The organism is Pedobacter sp. AC379 (assembly GCF_979258145.1).
The window spans coordinates 3182227-3200864 of the sequence record NZ_OZ409839.1; the positions used below are offsets into that span (position 1 = coordinate 3182227).

The following is an 18638-nucleotide window of genomic DNA, read 5'->3' on the forward strand; positions in this document are numbered from 1 at the left end:
AATGAATTAGTAACTAAATAGATAACTATAAATTTTACACTATAGCAAACTTATACAATGAATACCAATGTAATACAGATACACAAAAATGAATGTATACATTGCCAGGTAGAATCATCACTGTCTTTTCGCCCCCTTGTGGAGTATTTAAAAGGCAGGTTGAAAACAGAGAAATCAGTAAAATCAGAATTTTACAGGTTTTTACTTCAAAAAATTGAAAAAGACGATGTGCTGCTTGGCAACATCAGTGCCGAAGATTTATCCCAATATAAAGATACTTTAGAATTAATTTTTACCATTCTAACACCTTTAATGGATAACGAAGATGATTTGTTTTGGGCTTTAAGTACCCCAATTCCAGATCAGATTTTCTTCAGTACCAATGCATTCTATAAATTTTTTAAGGATCACGATCCTAAAAATAAGGTAACGAAAGATAACGAGCCTGTTGAGAAAAAACAGCTTAAATTTATCTACAATATCATCTTGGGGCGTTTTTATAATTTCACCTCAGTATTGAAAAATGAGATTATTTATGCTCACATTAATCAGGAAACCACCCTTACGCAATACTATAATATTCAAACAGATACAAAGTTTGTTGATATTATGCACAAAGGAGACCTGCCTGAACTTAATTTTGAAGAACTTGGTAAACATTTTCAGGATGAAACCGAATTGGACTACCTGGTAGAGCATTTACCATTGCAAAATTTCCTTTTCGAGGGTTTCAGTATCATTTCGATAACAGATGTTACCTTACAGCATGCAATTGATGGTATACGCGATGCCTTGGTTAACCACAATTACCAAACAGAAGCATATACCCACGTAATCCATGCTTTAAAAACCCTTAGCGGAAACGGAAAACTGGAATTTGGTTTAATGCCTTTTTTAACCGTTAACAATAAGCTGGTTTTCGATAACAAGGAATTTTCGCAGAGTATGCTCATCAACTCCGCTAAATCATCCAATCTCGAAGAAGAAGTTTTTTACTCACTGGTAGATAAATATAAAGAAAACCCAAGGGCCATTTTCGTTAGTGCAATAAACGACGATCAGATTGATAAAGATCCGTTTTTAAGGGTTTTAAAAGCAGCAGGCGTTTGTTCTTATTCCGTACTGCCAATTTATTACAATACCCAATTGGCTGGTGTTTTAGAAGTGTATTCTAACGAGGAAGTTTTGGTTGATGATAAGTTGTTATCAAGATTGCGTCCTGCAATGCCGCTAATAGGTCAGCTTTTCCAATACAGTATCGAAGAATTCGATTCGAAAATGGATGAAGTATTGATGGATAAATTTACAGCATTGCAACCCTCTGTACAATGGAAGTTTAACGAGGCTGTTTGGCATTTTCTTCAACAAAACAACAGTTACCATAAGTTAAAGGAGATTGAAACCATCACTTTTAAACACATGTATCCTTTATTTGGTGCAATTGATATCCGCAACTCCACCATTGAGCGCAATAAGGCTTTAAAAGATGATATGGAAGTGCAATTGAACAGTTTAATTGATACCTTAAAATCGATTCGTAAACATGTTTCTTTAGAGCTAACAGATAAGCTATTGTTCAATTGTAAAGATTGGATAAAACGTATCGGAGATTTCGCTTCATCCAACGAAGAAAACAAACTGAATGAGTTTTTAGAGGTAGAAGTTTACCCTTTCCTGTCGATTATTAAAGGAAATTATCCTCAGACTGCTGAATTTGTCGACCGTTATTTCGAAGTCATTATTCCAGAAACCGGAGCAGCTTTTGCAAATCGCAGGCAACTGGAAATATCAATGCAACTGATCAATACAGAGGTTAGTCAATATCTAGAAAAATCACAAGCAAATTTACAGGCTTCCTATCCATGTTATTTCGCCAAATTTAGAACAGATGGTGTGGAGTATGATATTTACATCGGTCAGGAAATTGCTCCCGATAAACCTTTTGATCTCTTATACCTGAAAAATATCCGCCTTTGGCAGTTAACATCCATGGTTGATATTGCACGTTTATCTAAAGGCTTAATTGGCGAAATGCCACGGCCATTGGAAACTACCCAATTGATTTTTATCCATTCAAATGCGATCGATATCAGCTTTAGAAATGATGAACGTCGGTTTGATGTAGAAGGTGCATATAACATCCGTTACGAGGTAGTTAAGAAACGAATAGATAAAGTTCTAATTAAAGGAACAACCGAACGTTTAACACAGCCCCATAAAATTGCCATGGTTTATTTTAACCCCGAAGAAGCCAAAGAATATATGGAGTACATTAAATACATGCAGGTTCAGGGTTATTTAAATGATGATTTAGAGCAATTGGAACTGGATGAATTACAAGGTGTTTCTGGCTTAAAAGCTTTAAGAGTAGGAGTAAAGTACCCCGAAAGTAAAACAGGTAATAAGGCCGATGCAGCAAAAAAGCTTAAACCTAAAGAGATAAAATCTATCGAAAAGGAAATCGCTAAAGTATTACAGCATTAATGCTCAAATTAAGGAGCTGAAATTATTTTAATAATAATAAATTTAAATCCTCTGGCATAACGCCAGGGGATTTTTTTATTTTATTCAAATAACAGATGAAGCTTGTGAGTTTATTTGATAAGCACCTATAAATGAGTGTGTTATTTATAATTTTAAACCTTCAACAGCCAGTCTTTTTATCTCTGCTTTTCCATTTAAGTGTTTCTCATTTGCCTCGAGTGTTTAAGCTTTCAGCTTTGGTCTTTCTTTCCTATCTTCGCAACAAATTATTTGTATGTTTCCTACCGTTTCACATTTTTTAGAATATTTATTTGGCATTAATTTGCCACTTCCATTTAATACGTTCGGTGTTTTTGTGGCATTGGCCTTTGTAGCTGGTTATTGGGCTTTTACTAAAGAACTTAAGCGTAAAGAAGCACTGGGCATACTCCACCCAATTAAAAAAACAATTACAGTTGGTAAACCAGCCACTACTTCAGAGCTGATCATGAATGGGCTTTTTGGTTTCTTAATTGGCTACAAATTGGTTTATGCATTATTGAATTACAAACTTTTTGTAAACGATGCTCAAGGTATTTTAATGTCTACCAAAGGCAATTTAATTGGGGGTTTGTTTTTTGCAGGGCTGTTTGCCTACTGGGATTATACCGAAAAAAATAAACATAAACTGGATAAACCAAAAGAAACACTGGTAACCATTCACCCTTACCAAACCATGAGCAATTTAATTGTTTGGGCAGCAATTTGGGGGTTCCTGGGTGCAAAATTCTTTGATAATTTAGAATATTTTGATGATTTCGTTCAGCACCCCATCGAAAGGTTGTTATCATTTAGTGGGCTTACATTTTATGGTGGCTTAATATGTGGTGGTGCCGCAGTACTAATTATTGCAAAAAGGTACGGTATTAAACCTTTGCACATGCTTGATGTTGGTGGACCAGGCATGATGCTCGCTTACGCAGTAGGCCGTATCGGCTGCCACCTGGCTGGAGATGGAGACTGGGGAATTGTAAACAATAATCCAAAGCCATTTTCTTGGCTGCCAGATTGGCTCTGGTCGTACAAATACCCAAACAATGTAGTAGGAGAAGGGATTCCAATTCCGGGCTGCAATGGTAAATTTTGTTACGAACTTGCGCAGGGTGTATATCCAACACCAATTTATGAAGTAATAATCTGTTTAATTCTCTTCGCTTTTTTATGGCGCATCAGAGATAAAATAAAAGCACCTGGTTTAATGTTTGGTATTTATATGATTTTGAACGGTATAGAACGTTTCTGCATCGAATTAATTCGTGTTAATTCAAAATACCATGTTTTTGGTTTAAGTTTTACACAAGCCGAAATGATTTCTACATTTCTTGTGGTTGGCGGTATTGCTTTAAGTGCTTATGCCTTAAGAAATAAAAATAAACTGGCTCAATAAGATCAATAAGTTCATTTAAAATCCAACAACAGCACATTTTTGTTGTTAAATAACTATGAATTACGAATTACTATGCAATAAGGTAATCTCTATTGTAAAACTTACCGGAAACTTTATCCGCAAAGAAGCGATGCAATTTGATGCCCAAAAAATTGAATACAAAGGTTTAAATGATATGGTTTCCTATGTTGATAAAACAGCAGAGCAGAAACTGGTTCAAAACCTCGAAAAACTTATTCCTGATGCTGGTTTTATCACCGAAGAAAAAACCATCAACAGAACAGGTAAAACACACACCTGGATTATCGATCCTTTGGATGGTACAACCAATTTTATACATGGTATCCCTGCTTATGGCATAAGCGTAGCGCTTTACGAAGATGGTTTGCCTGTAATTGGGGTAGTGTATGAATTAAATAGGGGAGAAATGTTTTATTCTTATAAAGGCGGATTGGCCTTTCTAAATAAGAAGGAAATTAAGGTTTCTGTAAATCCTGATTTGAAATCGAGTTTGCTCGCTACAGGTTTTCCATATTACCAATTTGATAAACAGCCCCAGTATTTGAAATTATTGGCTGAGATGATGCAGAAAAGCCATGGTGTACGCAGAATTGGTGCAGCCGCAGTAGACCTTGTTTATACAGCATGCGGACGTTTTGATGCATTCTTCGAATTTAATCTGCAACAATGGGATTTTGCTGCCGGATGCTTCATTGTTCAACAGGCTGGAGGAGAAGTTTACGACTTTTCCGGGGGTAACGATTACTTTGAAAAAAGAGAAATTTTAGCAACTAACGGTAAGCTTAGTGCTGAAATGTTGACTGCGATTAAGCAGTACTTTTAATTGATGTCGTCACCCTGGATTTAGTTCAGTGTCTAGTCTTGAAGATGCTGAAATAAATTTAGCATGACAAATATTTACAGGACGGCTAATTTGCAATAAAAAAAGGTCCCGATTCTCATCGGGACCTTTTCACTATATATACTATGAAAAATGCACAATTTTAAAGCGCTTCAGAAACAACTTCTGTAACCTCAGGTACCATTCTTTGTAATAAGTTTTGGATACCCGATTTAAGCGTAATGGTAGAAGATGGACAGCCGCTACAAGAACCACGTAATTCTACAGTAACAACACCTTCATCAAAAGATTTGTAAGTAATTGCACCACCATCCTGCTCTACAGCCGGACGAACGTAGTCATGAAGAATTTGCTGAATTTTAATTTCAGTTTCCGAACCTTCAAAAGCAGGAGCTTCTTCAGCAGTTGCTTCTTTAATTTTTAATTCAGATTCAACAGCACCTTTAACAAATTCTTTCAAAATGGCTTCAATATCTGCCCATTCTGCATCTTCAGTTTTGGTGATGGTTACAAAGTTACTGGCGAAAAATACTCCAGAAACAAAGTTGAACTTAAATAACTCTTTAGCAAACGGCGAGTGTTCTGCACTTTCTTTAGTAGCAAAATCCTCACTGCCATTAATTAACAGCTTGTTTACCATGAATTTCATGGTAGCTGGATTTGGAGTCTGTTCTGTATATACGTTAATCGTCATGTCTTAATCAATTTGAATAAACAAAATTAACAATTACTCATTAATAAAACCTTGTGGTGCTGTCTGCTTAACGTCAATTTAATTCAACTAAAAAACACCAGTATAATTAAATGGAGTAATGGTTCTTAATTGTACTTTTACAGTTTCTGTAACAGCTAAGCCTTCAATAAATTCGGCAATACTTACTGCATTGATTTTAGAATTGGTTCTGGTCAGCTCTTTTAACGCTTCATATGGATTTGGGTAATTTTCTCTTCTCAATACCGTTTGAATGGCTTCGGCAACAACAGCCCAGTTATCATCTAAATCGGCATGTAAAGCAGCTTCATTCAATAAAATTTTATTTAATCCACGCAAAGTAGCGTTAATTGCAATTAAAGTGTGGCCAAAAGGTACGCCAACATTCCTCAATACAGTAGAATCTGTTAAATCTCTCTGTAAGCGTGAAATCGGTAATTTTGCTGCAAAAAACTCAAATAATGCATTGGCAATCCCTGCATTTCCCTCAGCGTTTTCAAAATCAATCGGATTAACTTTATGTGGCATGGCCGACGATCCAATTTCCCCTGCTTTGATTTTCTGTTTAAAATAGTTTTTAGAGATATATGTCCAGATATCCCTGTCCAAATCGATAATGATGTTATTGATGCGTTTCAATGCATCACATTGCGCTGCAAATTGATCGTAATGTTCGATTTGAGTGGTATGTTGCGCTCTTGTTAAACCTAATGTTCCGTTAACAAAATCGTTCGAAAAATCAACCCAGTTTACTTCAGGGTAAGCAATATGGTGTGCATTAAAGTTTCCGGTGGCACCACCAAATTTTGCGCTGTTCGGGATGGCCTTTAAGCCCGCCAACTGTATGCTCAAACGTTCGGCGAAAACTAAGAATTCTTTACCTAATTTGGTAGGAGAGGCAGGTTGGCCATGGGTATGGGCCAACATCGGGATATCTTTCCACTCTGTTGCCAGGGCATTTATTTTCTCAATTAAGGTAGCAATTGCAGGATAATAACTTTCATTTAAAGCCAATTTAATTGAGTATGGAATGGCCGTATTGTTAATGTCTTGAGAGGTTAATCCAAAATGGATAAACTCTTTATAATTTTGAAGTGATAAGGTATCGAATTTGCTTTTTATGAAATATTCAACCGCTTTAACATCATGATTGGTTACTTTTTCAGTTTCCTTGATTTCTAAAGCATCTGTTTCTGAAAAATTTTCATGTATCAGACGCAATTGTGCATAAAGATTTCGATCAAAATTTTCCAAGCCAGGCAAGTTGATTTCGCAAAGGGCGATAAAATATTCAATTTCTACAAAAACCCGGTATTTAATCAGGGCTTCTTCAGAAAAGTAAGCAGCTAAACCTTCGGTAGTTTTTCTGTAACGCCCATCAACAGGTGAAATAGCTTGTAGTGATGTTAAATTCATTATGCGGATTATATTTTTGCCGCAAATTTACTATAAATGGTCGGTTTATCCCTTAAAGAATGAAGCTAAAATAAAAAAGGCCTCAGATAAATCTAAAGCCTTTAAAATAGGTGTTGCTAAAACTACATTTTTTTAGTGCTGTCCATCTTAGCAGTGTCTTTCGCCATGCTATCTTTCATAGTAGTATCTTTTACTGTAGTATCAACAACTGTTGAATCAACTGTAGAAGAATCTGCAGCACCATCTTTCTTTTCTGATTTACATGCAGCTACCGATAATGATAAAGCAAAAGCTAAAAAGCCTAATTTGAATAAATTTTTCATGTTTTTGTGTTTTGTTGTGGTTCTAAAATTAATTATTTACTAATTTATGCAAAATACTCAAAAATTAATTCGTTTTTAGATAACAAAAAAGGTCGCGATATTAATATCGCGACCTTTTTTATTATAATTAGTTGATTAAACTAGTGTTTTACTTCAGTTTTCTCAGTTGTAGCTTTAACTGTAGTATCTTTTACTGTAGAATCTTTAACAACAGTGTCAACTTTAGTAGTATCAGTAACAATTGTAGATGAATCAGTAACCGTAGTATCAGCACCTTCAGCTTTTTTGTCTGAACCGCCACAAGCAGCAACTGTTAAAGATAGAGCTAGGGCTAAAAAGCCTAATTTGAATGCATTTTTCATTTTGATCTTTGTTTTAGGTTAAAATATACTGTTTATACTCAAAAGATAAAAAGGTAACCCATTTTTATATAAAAAATAAAAAAGCCTCTTAATTTAACATCAAGAGGCTTTTTATATGGGTAAGGTAAACTAGTGTTTAACTTCAGTTTTTTCTGTAGTAGTTTTTACAGTTGTATCTTTTACTGTAGAATCTTTTACAGTTGTATCTTTTGCTGTAGTGTCAGTTACGATAGCTGAAGAATCAGTTAAAGTAGTATCAGCTCCTTCTGCTTTTTTTTCTGAGTTACAAGCAACAACTGATAAAGATAAAGCTAAAGCTAAAAAGCCTAATTTGAATGCATTTTTCATTTTTGAGTATTTTTAAGTAATTAATTAATTTATCTGTTAATACGGGTTATTTAAAAAGGTAACCCAAAAAAATAAAAAAAAATGAAATAAAAATAAAAAACGGCTTGAAGGTGTCTTCAAGCCGTTTTTTTATGAGTAAAATTAAACTAGTGTTTAACTTCTTCTGTAGTAGTTGTAGTAGCTTTTACAGTAGTATCTTTCACTGTAGAATCTTTAACTGTAGTATCTTTTGCAGTAGTATCAGTAACGATAGTAGAAGAATCAGTTAAAGTAGTATCAGCACCTTCAGCTTTTTTTTCTGAGTTACAAGCAACAACTGATAAAGATAAAGCTAAAGCTAAAAAGCCTAATTTGAATGCATTTTTCATTTTTTGAATTTTTTTAAGTAATTAATTTCTTATTAATGCCGCAAAGGTATAAAGGTAACCCGATAATTTTTAAAAAAGTTAAAATATTTTTTTCCCCCTGCTTTGGGTTACCGTATGGGTTAAGTTTGTATTAAGCAATTATAGTAGCTATAAATATTTTTTTGTCTAATATTGGGTTACTATTTATCGAAAAATGTATTAACTAGTGAATAACAGTTTAAAGAGTTCAGTTCCAACAGATAGAGAGGTTATTTTAGGTATCCTAAATAACTCCGAAGATGCACTTAACAAGTTATACAAGGCTTATTATGCGATGATTTTGCAATTTATCCTCAACAATAACGGGGATGAAGATGATGCAAAAGACGTTTATCAAGAAGCTATTATTATTTTATATAACAAAATTAAGGAAGGCAATTTTGAGCTCAGCAGCAAACTGAAAACATATATTTATTCGGTTTGTCGGCGTATTTGGCTAAAGAAATTAAGCTTAAATAGTAAAAAAGCAGGCAATATTACCGATTATGAAGATGTATTTGCTGTAGAAGAAGATGTAGAACAACATGAAGAGAAAGACCTGCAATTTGTTAAAATGCAGTCTGCACTCGATCATTTGGGCGAACCCTGTAAAACCATTATTCAGGATTTTTATATTCACAATTTATCCATGCAGGATATCTGCGAAAAGTTTGGCTATACCAATACTGATAACGCAAAAACACAGAAATACAAGTGCCTGCAACGGTTAAAGAAAATATTTTTTCAACCATAATAATTGAAATGAGAAACGATTTGGAGTTAGATGCAATTATTGAAGATTATCTTTTAGGTAAACTTAACGCACAGGAAACTGAAGCTTTTGAACAGTTACGTCGCAATGATGCCACAGTAGATCATAAGGTGGTTTCGCATAAGTTCTTTTTAGAATCTATGGGAGCATTTGCCGGGCAATTGCGGTTGAAAGATCAGCTTAATCAAATTCATTCAGAAATTGATGTAGCACATTTAGCCACAACATTAAGGCCGCATCCATCACGTGTGGTTCAATTATGGCGTAAACATAAATCTGCTATAGCGGTTGCTGCTTCTTTTCTGGTATTGTCATTGGTTTCAGTATATTCTATACAGCATAACACAAGGCAAAAAGAGCAATTGGTGTTGTTAAGTAGTCAGGTTAATAAAGCCATAAAAACACAGAATAGTTTAATCAGGAAAATAAACAGCACCTCTGCAGCCGTTGGAAAGCCAGCTGTTCAGAATAGTGTAGGGGGTACCGGGTTTGCCATTTCTACAAATGGTTATATCTTAACCAATTTGCATGTAATTAATGGTGCAGATTCACTTTATGTACAAAACAACAGGGGTGAGTCGTTTAAAGTTAAATCTGTTTATACCGATCCTCAGAACGATATTGCAATTCTTAAAATCAGTGATAAAAATTTCGATAATCTTTCTTCATTACCTTATACCATTAAAAAAAGTACCAGTAGTATTGGTGAAATGGTTTATACTTTAGGTTATCCGAAAGATGATGCGGTTTTGGGCGAAGGTTATGTTAGTTCTAAAAATGGATTTGTAGGCGATACCACGCAATACCAGGTGGCCATTGCTGTAAATCCAGGTAATAGCGGAGGACCGGTTTTAGATAATAACGGTAATTTGGTTGGAATTATCAGTAGTAAACCAGATCAAACTGAAGGTGCGGCATTTGCTGTTAAGTCTAGATATATTTTAGAGGCAATGAGGGCTATTCCTCAAGATTCCTTAGGTAAGAACAAACTCTCAGCGAATAAAAAAAGTGCCCTATCTGGCTTAAAGCGGACGAAACAGATTGAGAAATTACAAGATTATGTATTCATGATCAAAGCTTATAATTAATTATACCCCAAATAAATTAATATTCTTAAACCCTGTTGATTATCATCTTCAGGGTTTTTTGTTGCATTTATAATTTAGATGTCCTAAAATAATATTATGTCTATGTATTTAGTATACTATTGTTTAAATTTGTTTTAATCAATATAAAATATAAACTATCATGAGTATAAGATTAGGCGATACCGCACCAAATTTCCAGGCCAATACCTCTATTGGAGAAATAGATTTTTACGATTATTTAGGCGATAGCTGGGGAGTATTATTTTCTCATCCTGCTGATTATACCCCTGTTTGTACAACAGAATTGGGTAGAACTGCGGCATTGAAGGATGAGTTTGAGAAAAGAAATGTTAAGGTTTTAGCATTAAGTGTTGATACAGCAGAATCGCATAAGGGCTGGATTAATGATATTAACGAAACTCAAAATACTTCGGTTGAATTTCCGATTATTGCCGATCCTGATAAAACTGTGGCTAATCTTTATGATATGATTCATCCGAATGCCTCAGAAACATTAACTGTAAGGTCGTTATTTGTAATTAGCCCTGATAAAAAAGTAAAATTAACGATCACCTATCCTGCATCAACCGGAAGAAATTTTAATGAAGTGTTACGCGTCATTGATTCTTTACAGCTTACCGCAAATTACAGCGTGGCAACACCAGCCGATTGGAAAGATGGGGAAGACGTAATTGTGGTGAACAGCATTAAAACAGAAGATATTCCTGCTAAATTTCCTAAAGGACACAAAGTTGTTAAATCCTATTTACGTACTACACCACAACCGAATAAATAATAAGAATAGTATGCCCTTTTTAAACGCAACATTATTGTTAAATGGCCAAAATCGGGTTGTATACCATGTGTAAATTATTATATTTGGTAGTTTTGTGTCAATATTAACGCTAAAACTGGTTGGTTTATTCAATTTTTATTCAATCGGTTGACTGAAATGCTGATCAAAGCGTAAAAGGTTTATTTATTTTATACAATTTTTTATTTTTTTATGGCAACCGGAAAAGTTAAGTGGTTTAACACTCAGAAAGGCTTTGGATTTATTGTACAAGAAGACAATAAAGACTTATTTGTACATTTTAAAGATGTTTTAGGTGGAATAGAAAGCTTAAAAGAAAACGACTCAGTAGAATTTGAAGTAGCTGAAGGCAGAAAAGGTTTACAGGCGGTAAACGTAAAAAAAGTTTAAGCAATAATATATTAATTAATTCTTTGAACCAACAAAAAGCCTCCTAATCGGGAGGCTTTTTGCATTAAGTGATATGTCACTTTAAACGCTAAAAATGGTGATTTCCGCCAGAGTCTCATCGTACTGGAGCAATCTATTCTAAATAGGTTTAGCTTCGCTGGGCACTACGTGGTTTTCAACTGCGTAGCACTTTGCTCGGAATTAAGACTACATTAATAATATTGAATGATTGACGCTTTAATTATGGTATTTTCTCCGTTGCCGAGTTTGGTAAAAATTAAAAACTGATTTTGATCTGCTTTAATTTTGTACTTTTTTACCAAATCTTCAGGCTTTGCAGGGTAATTTCTAACAATTACATTGCCTTTTAAATTTTCTTGTTGTTTCAGCGTTCCTGTGGTTAGTATGGCTTCTATTTTAAAAATCCTGCCAGGAAAATCAACATTTATTTCCGTAGAGGTAAAAAGTTGTGTTTGGGGATGTAGTTTTTTAAGATGGTATGTAGTCCCGATTAAATTAAAAGCTCCGGATTTTAACAATGCTGCGTCTGGTTCGTATAAATAATCGTCAATGGCCAAATTATCAATAAACGCTACCGCTACCGGTGTTGCAGGAAAGTTAAAAGAGAAAGTTTTCTCGAGATCAGCATTTAAAGTAACCGCAACAATTTTTGTATGCCCATAAAAGCCTTTGTCAATAATCCATAAAAGTTCTTTACACTCATTCTTTACACTCACAATATGGATTTCGCTAACATAGTTGAGTTCTTGTAATCCTGCTGAAATATCAAGTAAAGGAGCTGTTTTTACGATAATCCTATCTGATTTCTCAAGCAGTGGGTTCAGGTTGATTACAATATCGGGCGTACAATCTTTCAGCATAAAAACTTTGCCTTTTTCAGCTCTGCGTGCCGGATCTACATAAATGGTATCAAAATGTATATCATTGTTTAATAAATAAGCAATGCCATCTTCAGCCTTAAATTCAAGGTTGGAAACCTTTAATAAATTTGCATTGTGCTTTGCGATTTCTGATAATTCGGAGTTAATTTCGCAATGGGTGACGGCTTTCAGCTTTTTAGAAAAATAATAGGCATCCACTCCTAATCCACCTGTAATATCGATGAGGGTATTGCCCTTAACCAGTTTTGACTTGTATTGCGCAGTAATTTCAGAGGAAGTTTGCTCTATAGAGAGTAGTGGCGGGTAATAGATATTTTCGGCATTAAACCAGGTTGGTAATTTCTTTTCTGATTTTTTTTTGGCAGCGATTTGCGTTGCCAATTCTCCAGGAGTAATCCCCTCAAACATACTTTTAGCTAAAGCAATCTGATTTACATCTGCATTTATATTTGCGTTGATATAATCTTGTACTGTTTTGGCTAAAAGTTTATTGTTCATATCTAAATATCATTTCAAAGGAGATTGTCATTTCGACCGGGCCCGATAGCTATCGGTTGCAATAAAGTGGAGAAATCTAAATTAGATAGGTTTCTCCATTGCGGTCGAAAAGACGAATACATTTAATGTTCTCAATGAACAGGTGCTATGCGGTTTTATTCTTCATCACCATTTGGCAGGTATGGCGACTTTTCACTTCGAGTAAAATATCTTTTTCAACCGTTACACGATCGATGGTTTGTTGGTTATAATAGCGGATGGTTACCAATTCAAGCCCTTTGTTGTATTTTACTGTAAACTCATCAGAAAGGTCGTTAATCAATTTTTCAATCTGTTTAGGATGATCATCAACACTTACTGAGAAACTGATGGCAGAGTTGAGCATGGTATTGATTTTGATCTTATGTTTATGAAAAAGTTCAAAAATATTGCTCAGGTTTTCTTCTATAATAAAAGAATAATCTTTCGGGAAAATCGAAATCAATGCCTGGTTTACTTTAAAAATAAAAGAGGGAATAGGCAATGGATTATTATCTTTTGTAATTGCTGTTCCTGATCCTTCTGGCTGGATAAATGACCTTACAAATAGCGGTATGCCTTTGTTTTGAAGTGGTTTTATTGTTTTTGGATGTATTACCGTTGCGCCGTAATAAGTAAGCTCAATTGCATCGTGGTAGGATAACTGTGCAATTTTTTCGGTTTCATCAAACCATTTTGGATCTGCATTTAATACGCCGGGTACATCTTTCCAAATGGTTAAGGCGGCGGCATTTAAGCAAGAAGCGAATATAGCGGCAGAATAATCTGAGCCTTCTCTACCCAACGTTGTGGTGTAATTTTCACTGGTGCCACCAATAAAACCCTGTGTTACAATAATATTATCACTCAAAAGTGGCAATAAATCTTTTTGAATAATCTGATTGGTTTTAGGCCAGTCTACCTTTCCTTCGCGGTAGGTATTATCGGTTTGGATATAGTTGCGGGCATCGGCCCATAAAGCCTTATTACCAGTTTCATTTAGCCAAGCGGCTACAATTTTGGTAGAAACCACTTCGCCTATAGAAACGATCTGATCATAAATATAATCAGGATTATTATCCGGCTCATCTTCAATCAACCAATCAATTTCTACAAATGTATTGGCCACATCATCATAAACAGGATGGTGTTTACCTTGAAAAAGTTGATCTATAATGTTGAAATGGAAATGTTTAATCTCCTCAAAAATGGCATGTGCCTCATTATTTTGCGCTAAAAAAGTATGGGTAAGTTTCTCTAATTGATCAGTGATTTTGCCCATCGCCGAAATTACAATCAGTAAATTTCCTTTTTTGTAATCGCGGACTATATTTGCCAGATTTTTTACACCATCTGCATCTTTTACCGAGGCACCACCAAATTTAAAAATATCCATATTAAAATGCCTTGATTTGTTCTTTAGAGAAAGCTGCATTTAACCATCCGCTCTCTAAATGTGCTTTGTATTTATTATAAAAGTTAATTGCGGGTTCGTTCCAGTCTAATACCTGCCATACCATACCACTATAGTTGCCGTTTTTGGCTTCTTCTATAACCTTTTCGAATAATACTTTTCCAATTCCTTTTCCCCTGAATTCTTCAGTTACAATAAAATCCTCAAGGTATAATCTGCAACCTTTCCAGGTAGAATAACGGGTATAATACAAGGCAAAACCAACAATTGTATTGTTCACTTCTGCAACGTAGGCTTTCCAAACCGGTTGCTTGCCAAAGCCAGCTTCTATAAAGTGATCTAAAGTTACTGTCACTTCTTCCGGAGCACGTTCATAAACTGCTAGTTCATTAATCAGTTCAAGTATTCTTGGGCAATCATTTGCAGTTGCAAATCTGATGTTAAAATCCATATTAGTTGGCTGAAATGTCGTTCTTGAAATGTTTGATAATTCTTTTTCCAAAAATACTGCTGCCAATACGCACCATTGTACTCCCTTCTTCAATCGCAAGTTTATAATCAGCACTCATTCCTGTCGATATTTCTTTAAAAGCATCGTCCTTGCGGAAAAAACTCACTTTAAGGCCATCAAAAAATACTTTTAGCTCATGAAACTCTATAGTGATCTGTTTCTCATTTTTAGTGTTTGTGGCAATTCCCATTAACCCAACAATGCGAATGTTTTTCAATTCGGCATAAGCCTCATCGCGTAGCAATTCGATTACTTCATCAAAACCAAGTCCGAATTTTGTATCTTCATCTGCAATGTAAACCTGTAATAAACAATCTATTACGCGTTTGTTTTTTGCTGCCTGTTTGTTAATTTCCTGGAGTAGTTTTAAACTGTCTACACCGTGGATCAGTTGTACAAAAGGGGCAATATATTTTACTTTATTGGTTTGTAAATGCCCAATTAAGTGCCATTCAATATCGTTAGGAAGTTGCGCCTGCTTATCAACCATTTCCTGCACATGGTTTTCACCAAAGATGCGCTGACCAGCATTGTAGGCTTCTAAAATTGATTCTATCGATTGTGTTTTCGAAACGGCTATCAGTTTAACCCCATCTGATTCAACTTCGCTTTTATATTGTTTAAGATTATCAGCTATGCTCATTTATAACTATTTTTGGTAAAATTAATAACCTTGCCGCAATTTGGGCAAAAAATAATATTTTAATTCAGCATGAAAAGATTAATATGGGTTTTAATGACAGCTATATTATGGTTTGGTTGCAAACCTGGTATTCCTGACGGCATTATTAAACCTGATAAAATGGAAAAGATTTTATACGATATGCACATGGTTGATGGCTATATTTCTACTATATACGTTGTAGATTCAGCTAAAAAAGTTGCAGCAGCCTATTATAAGGGTATTTATAAGAAATTTGGAACCGATTCTGCCGAATATAACAAAAGCCTGATTTGGTACAATACCAATCCTAAAGAGCTGGAAACCATGTACAAGAATATCCAAAAATCGTTGGTTAAGCAGAAAAAAGCGGTTGAAATTGCCGATAGAATGATTAAACAAAAGAAATTTAAGGCAGATTCGCTGGTGATTGCAAAGAAATTTAAGGCCGATTCTATTGCGATCAGGAAAAAAATGAAACCAGATTCTTTATCTAAAGTAAAGGCACTGGCAGAAATTGCTAAAAAGAAAAAACTGGCCGATTCACTCATAAATATAAAAAAATCGGAAGTGATGAGTACAATCTCCGCTCCGGCACTCGTACAATAATATGTTATATCCCGAAAACTGTTTAGAACGTTTAGGTTTTGTGGAGATCAGGCAACTGATCAGCAAACATTGTTTGAGCCCAATGGGACAAACGATGGTGGAAAAGATGCAGGTGATGACCCGTTTTGATCAAATTGATAAATTTTTACGCCAAACTAACGAATTTAAGGGTATCCTGCAAAACCAGGAGCCTTTACAAATTAATACTTTTTTTGATATTAAATCGCTGGTCGAAAAGATCAGGGTAGAAGGCACTTATCTGTTGGAAGACGAGTGGTTTCAGGTTTATACTTCACTGCATACCGTTTTCTCCGTACTTCGGTTTTTTGAAGAACGCGCAGAGGTTTACCCAACGCTCGAAGCTTTATTTGAACATTTACCGATTGAAAAAAATATCCTTCGTAAAATTGAAACCGTAATTGATGCCAAAGGAAAGATAAAGCCCAATGCTTCAAAAGAACTGCAGGAAATTACTTCAGCCATTTCAAAAGCAGAGCAGGATGTGCGTAAGCGCATGGATTCGATCTACAAGCAAGCTATTGCAAATAATTGGGTTGCCGATGGTAGTTTAACCATACGCGATGGTAGAATGTGTATTCCGGTTTTGGCAGAAAATAAACGCAAGCTGAAAGGTTTTGTTCATGATGAATCTGCAACCGGGCAAACGGTTTATATTGAGCCAGAAGAAGTTTTTACCTTAAATAATAAACTCCGCGATTTAGAATTTGATAAAAGACGTGAGATAATCAAGATTTTAATTGCTTTAACAGACGACTTACGACCATATTCGCCATTATTGATTTCATATCATGGTTTCCTTACCAAGTTGGATTTTGTTCGTGCAAAGGCATTGTTTGCGTTAGATATTGAGGCAGAAATGCCAGGTTTGTTAAAAGAACCTAAAACAAAATTAATCAATGCAAGGCATCCTCTTTTATCGATATCATTTGCTGCTGAAAAGAAAAGCGTTACTCCTTTAAATATTCATATTGATGCTGAAACACGTGTAGTATTGGTATCTGGTCCGAATGCCGGTGGTAAATCAGTTTGTATGAAAACCGTTGGATTGTTACAAATTATGCTGCAAACCGGTTTGTTAATACCCGTTGATGCCAATAGTGAAGTGGGGATTTTTGAAAATATTTTTGCAGATATTGGTGATGATCAGTCGATAGAAAGTGATCTAAGTACTTATAGTGCGCACCTTAAAAAGATGCGCTATTTTGTGGAGCACGCTTCGCCAAAAACGATGGTACTGATTGATGAGTTTGGAACTGGTACCGACCCGCAATTTGGCGGCCCAATGGCTGAAGCTGTTTTAGAGGTATTGAACAATAAAAAAGTTAGGGGTGTAATTACTACCCACTATTCTAACTTAAAGCTTTTTGCAGGCAATACACCAGGTTTGGAAAATGCATCTATGCTTTTCGATAACGCAAAAATGAAACCGCTTTACATTTTAGAAATGGGCAAACCTGGCAGTTCTTATGCGTTTGAAATTGCCCAGAATATTGGTTTGCCCAAAGAGGTGATTCAATTGGCCAGAGAGAAAACAGGGTCTAACCAAAATAGGGTAGATACCATGCTTGTTGATTTGGAACGTGAAAAGAAAAATGTTTATGATGCCAAAGTGAGTTTAGCCAATCAGCAGAATAAGGCTAAAAACCTGGTTGCTGAGAATGAAAAGTTAAAAAGCTTTTTAGAGGAAAACAGAAAAATACTGATTAAAGAGGCAAAACAGGAGGCACAGAACATCATTAAAAATGCCAATAAACTGGTTGAGAATACCATTGCTGAAATTAAAGAGAAACAGGCCGATAAAGAGGTTACTAAAGAACTCCGCCAGAATTTGCAAAAGGAACTGGTAAAAAATACTGTTCCAAAAGAACGGCCTAAACCAGTACAAGTTGTTGTTGGCGGAGAGATTGAGGTTGGCGATTTAGTAAAGTTTACTGATAGCGAAACCATTGGGCAAGTTTTAGAGATTAACCGCAATGAACTGATTTTAGCTATTGGCGATTTACGATCGACGGTTAAAAAGAACCGTGTGCAAAAAGTGAGCAATAAGGAGGCAAAAAAAGTAATTCAAAGCAGCGCAAACTCTTTTGCCGGGCGCATGAATGATGCAGTTTCTGGCTTCAGGGCCGAATTGGATCTTCGTGGAAAGCGTACAGAAGATGCCTTGCATGAGGTAGAAAAATACCTGGATAAAGCCATTATGCTTGGGTTTCCATCAATTAAATTAATCCATGGAAAAGGCGATGGCATACTGCGGAAAATGATTAGAGAATATCTGCGGAAGTATAGTCAGGTAAACCGGATGGAAGATGAGCATGCAGATAGAGGCGGGGATGGAATTACCTATGTATATTTGAATTGATAAAATAGTATTAGTCTTGTGTCGAATGTTTCCAATCGACACAAGCACAAGTCTAATAGCTTTAAGATCCCCGCCTGCGCGAGGATGACGGTAAAGAGGTGAAATACTTTAAATATTAGTAAGTGGGGCGAATCCCCATCTAATCGCCATTTCGACCGTAATGGAGAAATCTTTGGATAATCTTAAATAAACCTTAAAAATTTCTCGGCTGCGCTTTGCTTCGCTCGAAATGACGGAGCGAGCGATGAAAATTGTTATTCGA

At 35.4% G+C, this 18638-nt stretch carries 19 protein-coding genes; 9 read left to right on the forward strand and 10 right to left on the reverse strand.

The window, feature by feature from the left end:
* Positions 1 to 57 precede the first annotated feature (57 nt).
* The 3 genes from ACZZZW_RS14220 to ACZZZW_RS14230 all read left to right on the forward strand — a co-directional run bounded on the left by ACZZZW_RS14220 (position 58) and on the right by ACZZZW_RS14230 (position 4754).
* On the forward strand, positions 58 to 2484 hold the full coding sequence (locus ACZZZW_RS14220; RefSeq protein ID WP_463494291.1) for a GAF domain-containing protein: 2427 nt from the start codon (positions 58 to 60) through the stop codon (positions 2482 to 2484).
* A 274-nt stretch (positions 2485 to 2758) separates the two neighbouring features.
* Positions 2759 to 3910: a prolipoprotein diacylglyceryl transferase gene (locus ACZZZW_RS14225; protein WP_463494293.1), complete on the forward strand. Its 1152-nt coding sequence runs from the start codon at positions 2759 to 2761 to the stop codon at positions 3908 to 3910.
* Positions 3911 to 3965: 55 nt separating this feature from the next.
* Positions 3966 to 4754 (forward strand): inositol monophosphatase family protein, encoded by a 789-nt coding sequence (locus ACZZZW_RS14230; RefSeq protein ID WP_463494295.1) that lies wholly within the window; start codon positions 3966 to 3968, stop codon positions 4752 to 4754.
* A gap of 160 nt (positions 4755 to 4914) precedes the next feature.
* On the opposite strand, the gene ACZZZW_RS14235 is transcribed toward ACZZZW_RS14230, so the two are convergent.
* From ACZZZW_RS14235 to ACZZZW_RS14260, 6 genes are all read right to left on the reverse strand, one after another.
* Positions 4915 to 5466: a NifU family protein gene (locus ACZZZW_RS14235; RefSeq protein WP_055911586.1), complete on the reverse strand. Its 552-nt coding sequence runs from the start codon at positions 5464 to 5466 to the stop codon at positions 4915 to 4917.
* 87 nt (positions 5467 to 5553) lie between these two features.
* Positions 5554 to 6900 (reverse strand): adenylosuccinate lyase, encoded by a 1347-nt coding sequence (gene purB / locus ACZZZW_RS14240; RefSeq protein ID WP_055911583.1) that lies wholly within the window; start codon positions 6898 to 6900, stop codon positions 5554 to 5556.
* A gap of 122 nt (positions 6901 to 7022) precedes the next feature.
* Positions 7023 to 7223, reverse strand: coding sequence for a hypothetical protein (locus ACZZZW_RS14245; protein ID WP_055911580.1), 201 nt, complete (start codon positions 7221 to 7223; stop codon positions 7023 to 7025).
* Positions 7224 to 7363: 140 nt separating this feature from the next.
* Positions 7364 to 7585: a hypothetical protein gene (locus tag ACZZZW_RS14250; protein WP_463494298.1), complete on the reverse strand. Its 222-nt coding sequence runs from the start codon at positions 7583 to 7585 to the stop codon at positions 7364 to 7366.
* A gap of 129 nt (positions 7586 to 7714) precedes the next feature.
* Positions 7715 to 7933, reverse strand: a complete 219-nt coding sequence (locus ACZZZW_RS14255) for a hypothetical protein (protein ID WP_055911574.1) — start codon at positions 7931 to 7933, stop codon at positions 7715 to 7717.
* Between the two features lie 146 nt (positions 7934 to 8079).
* Complete coding sequence (locus ACZZZW_RS14260; RefSeq protein WP_055911571.1) at positions 8080 to 8301, reverse strand: hypothetical protein; 222 nt, start codon at positions 8299 to 8301, stop codon at positions 8080 to 8082.
* A 205-nt stretch (positions 8302 to 8506) separates the two neighbouring features.
* On the opposite strand from ACZZZW_RS14260, the gene ACZZZW_RS14265 reads away from it, so the two are divergent.
* The 4 genes from ACZZZW_RS14265 to ACZZZW_RS14280 all read left to right on the forward strand — a co-directional run bounded on the left by ACZZZW_RS14265 (position 8507) and on the right by ACZZZW_RS14280 (position 11383).
* The gene (locus ACZZZW_RS14265; protein ID WP_055911568.1) at positions 8507 to 9073 is read left to right on the forward strand and encodes an RNA polymerase sigma factor; all 567 of its coding nucleotides are present in this window, start codon (positions 8507 to 8509) and stop codon (positions 9071 to 9073) included.
* Positions 9074 to 9081: 8 nt separating this feature from the next.
* The gene (locus ACZZZW_RS14270) at positions 9082 to 10179 is read left to right on the forward strand and encodes a S1C family serine protease (protein ID WP_055911565.1); all 1098 of its coding nucleotides are present in this window, start codon (positions 9082 to 9084) and stop codon (positions 10177 to 10179) included.
* Between the two features lie 160 nt (positions 10180 to 10339).
* Positions 10340 to 10975 carry a peroxiredoxin gene (locus ACZZZW_RS14275; RefSeq protein WP_463494302.1) on the forward strand — a complete coding sequence of 212 codons (636 nt, stop codon included), beginning with the start codon at positions 10340 to 10342 and terminating at the stop codon, positions 10973 to 10975.
* A gap of 210 nt (positions 10976 to 11185) precedes the next feature.
* Positions 11186 to 11383: a cold-shock protein gene (locus ACZZZW_RS14280; RefSeq protein WP_463494304.1), complete on the forward strand. Its 198-nt coding sequence runs from the start codon at positions 11186 to 11188 to the stop codon at positions 11381 to 11383.
* 212 nt (positions 11384 to 11595) lie between these two features.
* Here ACZZZW_RS14280 and ACZZZW_RS14285 read toward each other — a convergent pair whose 3' ends face one another.
* From ACZZZW_RS14285 to ACZZZW_RS14300, 4 genes are all read right to left on the reverse strand, one after another.
* Entirely contained in the window at positions 11596 to 12783 is a 1188-nt protein-coding gene (locus ACZZZW_RS14285) for a class I SAM-dependent methyltransferase (protein WP_463494306.1), read from the reverse strand.
* A 145-nt stretch (positions 12784 to 12928) separates the two neighbouring features.
* Positions 12929 to 14197, reverse strand: a complete 1269-nt coding sequence (locus tag ACZZZW_RS14290; RefSeq protein WP_463494308.1) for an aspartate kinase — start codon at positions 14195 to 14197, stop codon at positions 12929 to 12931.
* A 1-nt stretch (position 14198) separates the two neighbouring features.
* Complete coding sequence (locus tag ACZZZW_RS14295) at positions 14199 to 14666, reverse strand: N-acetyltransferase family protein (protein WP_463494310.1); 468 nt, start codon at positions 14664 to 14666, stop codon at positions 14199 to 14201.
* Between the two features lies 1 nt (position 14667).
* Positions 14668 to 15369, reverse strand: coding sequence for a YggS family pyridoxal phosphate-dependent enzyme (locus ACZZZW_RS14300; protein ID WP_463494312.1), 702 nt, complete (start codon positions 15367 to 15369; stop codon positions 14668 to 14670).
* 93 nt (positions 15370 to 15462) lie between these two features.
* Here ACZZZW_RS14300 and ACZZZW_RS14305 point away from each other — a divergent pair, with 93 nt between their 5' ends.
* Positions 15463 to 15996, forward strand: coding sequence for a DUF4296 domain-containing protein (locus ACZZZW_RS14305; RefSeq protein ID WP_463494314.1), 534 nt, complete (start codon positions 15463 to 15465; stop codon positions 15994 to 15996).
* A gap of 1 nt (position 15997) precedes the next feature.
* A complete protein-coding gene (locus ACZZZW_RS14310) occupies positions 15998 to 18376 on the forward strand; it encodes an endonuclease MutS2 (protein ID WP_463494315.1) in 2379 nt (792 codons plus the stop codon).
* Positions 18377 to 18638 lie beyond the last annotated feature (262 nt).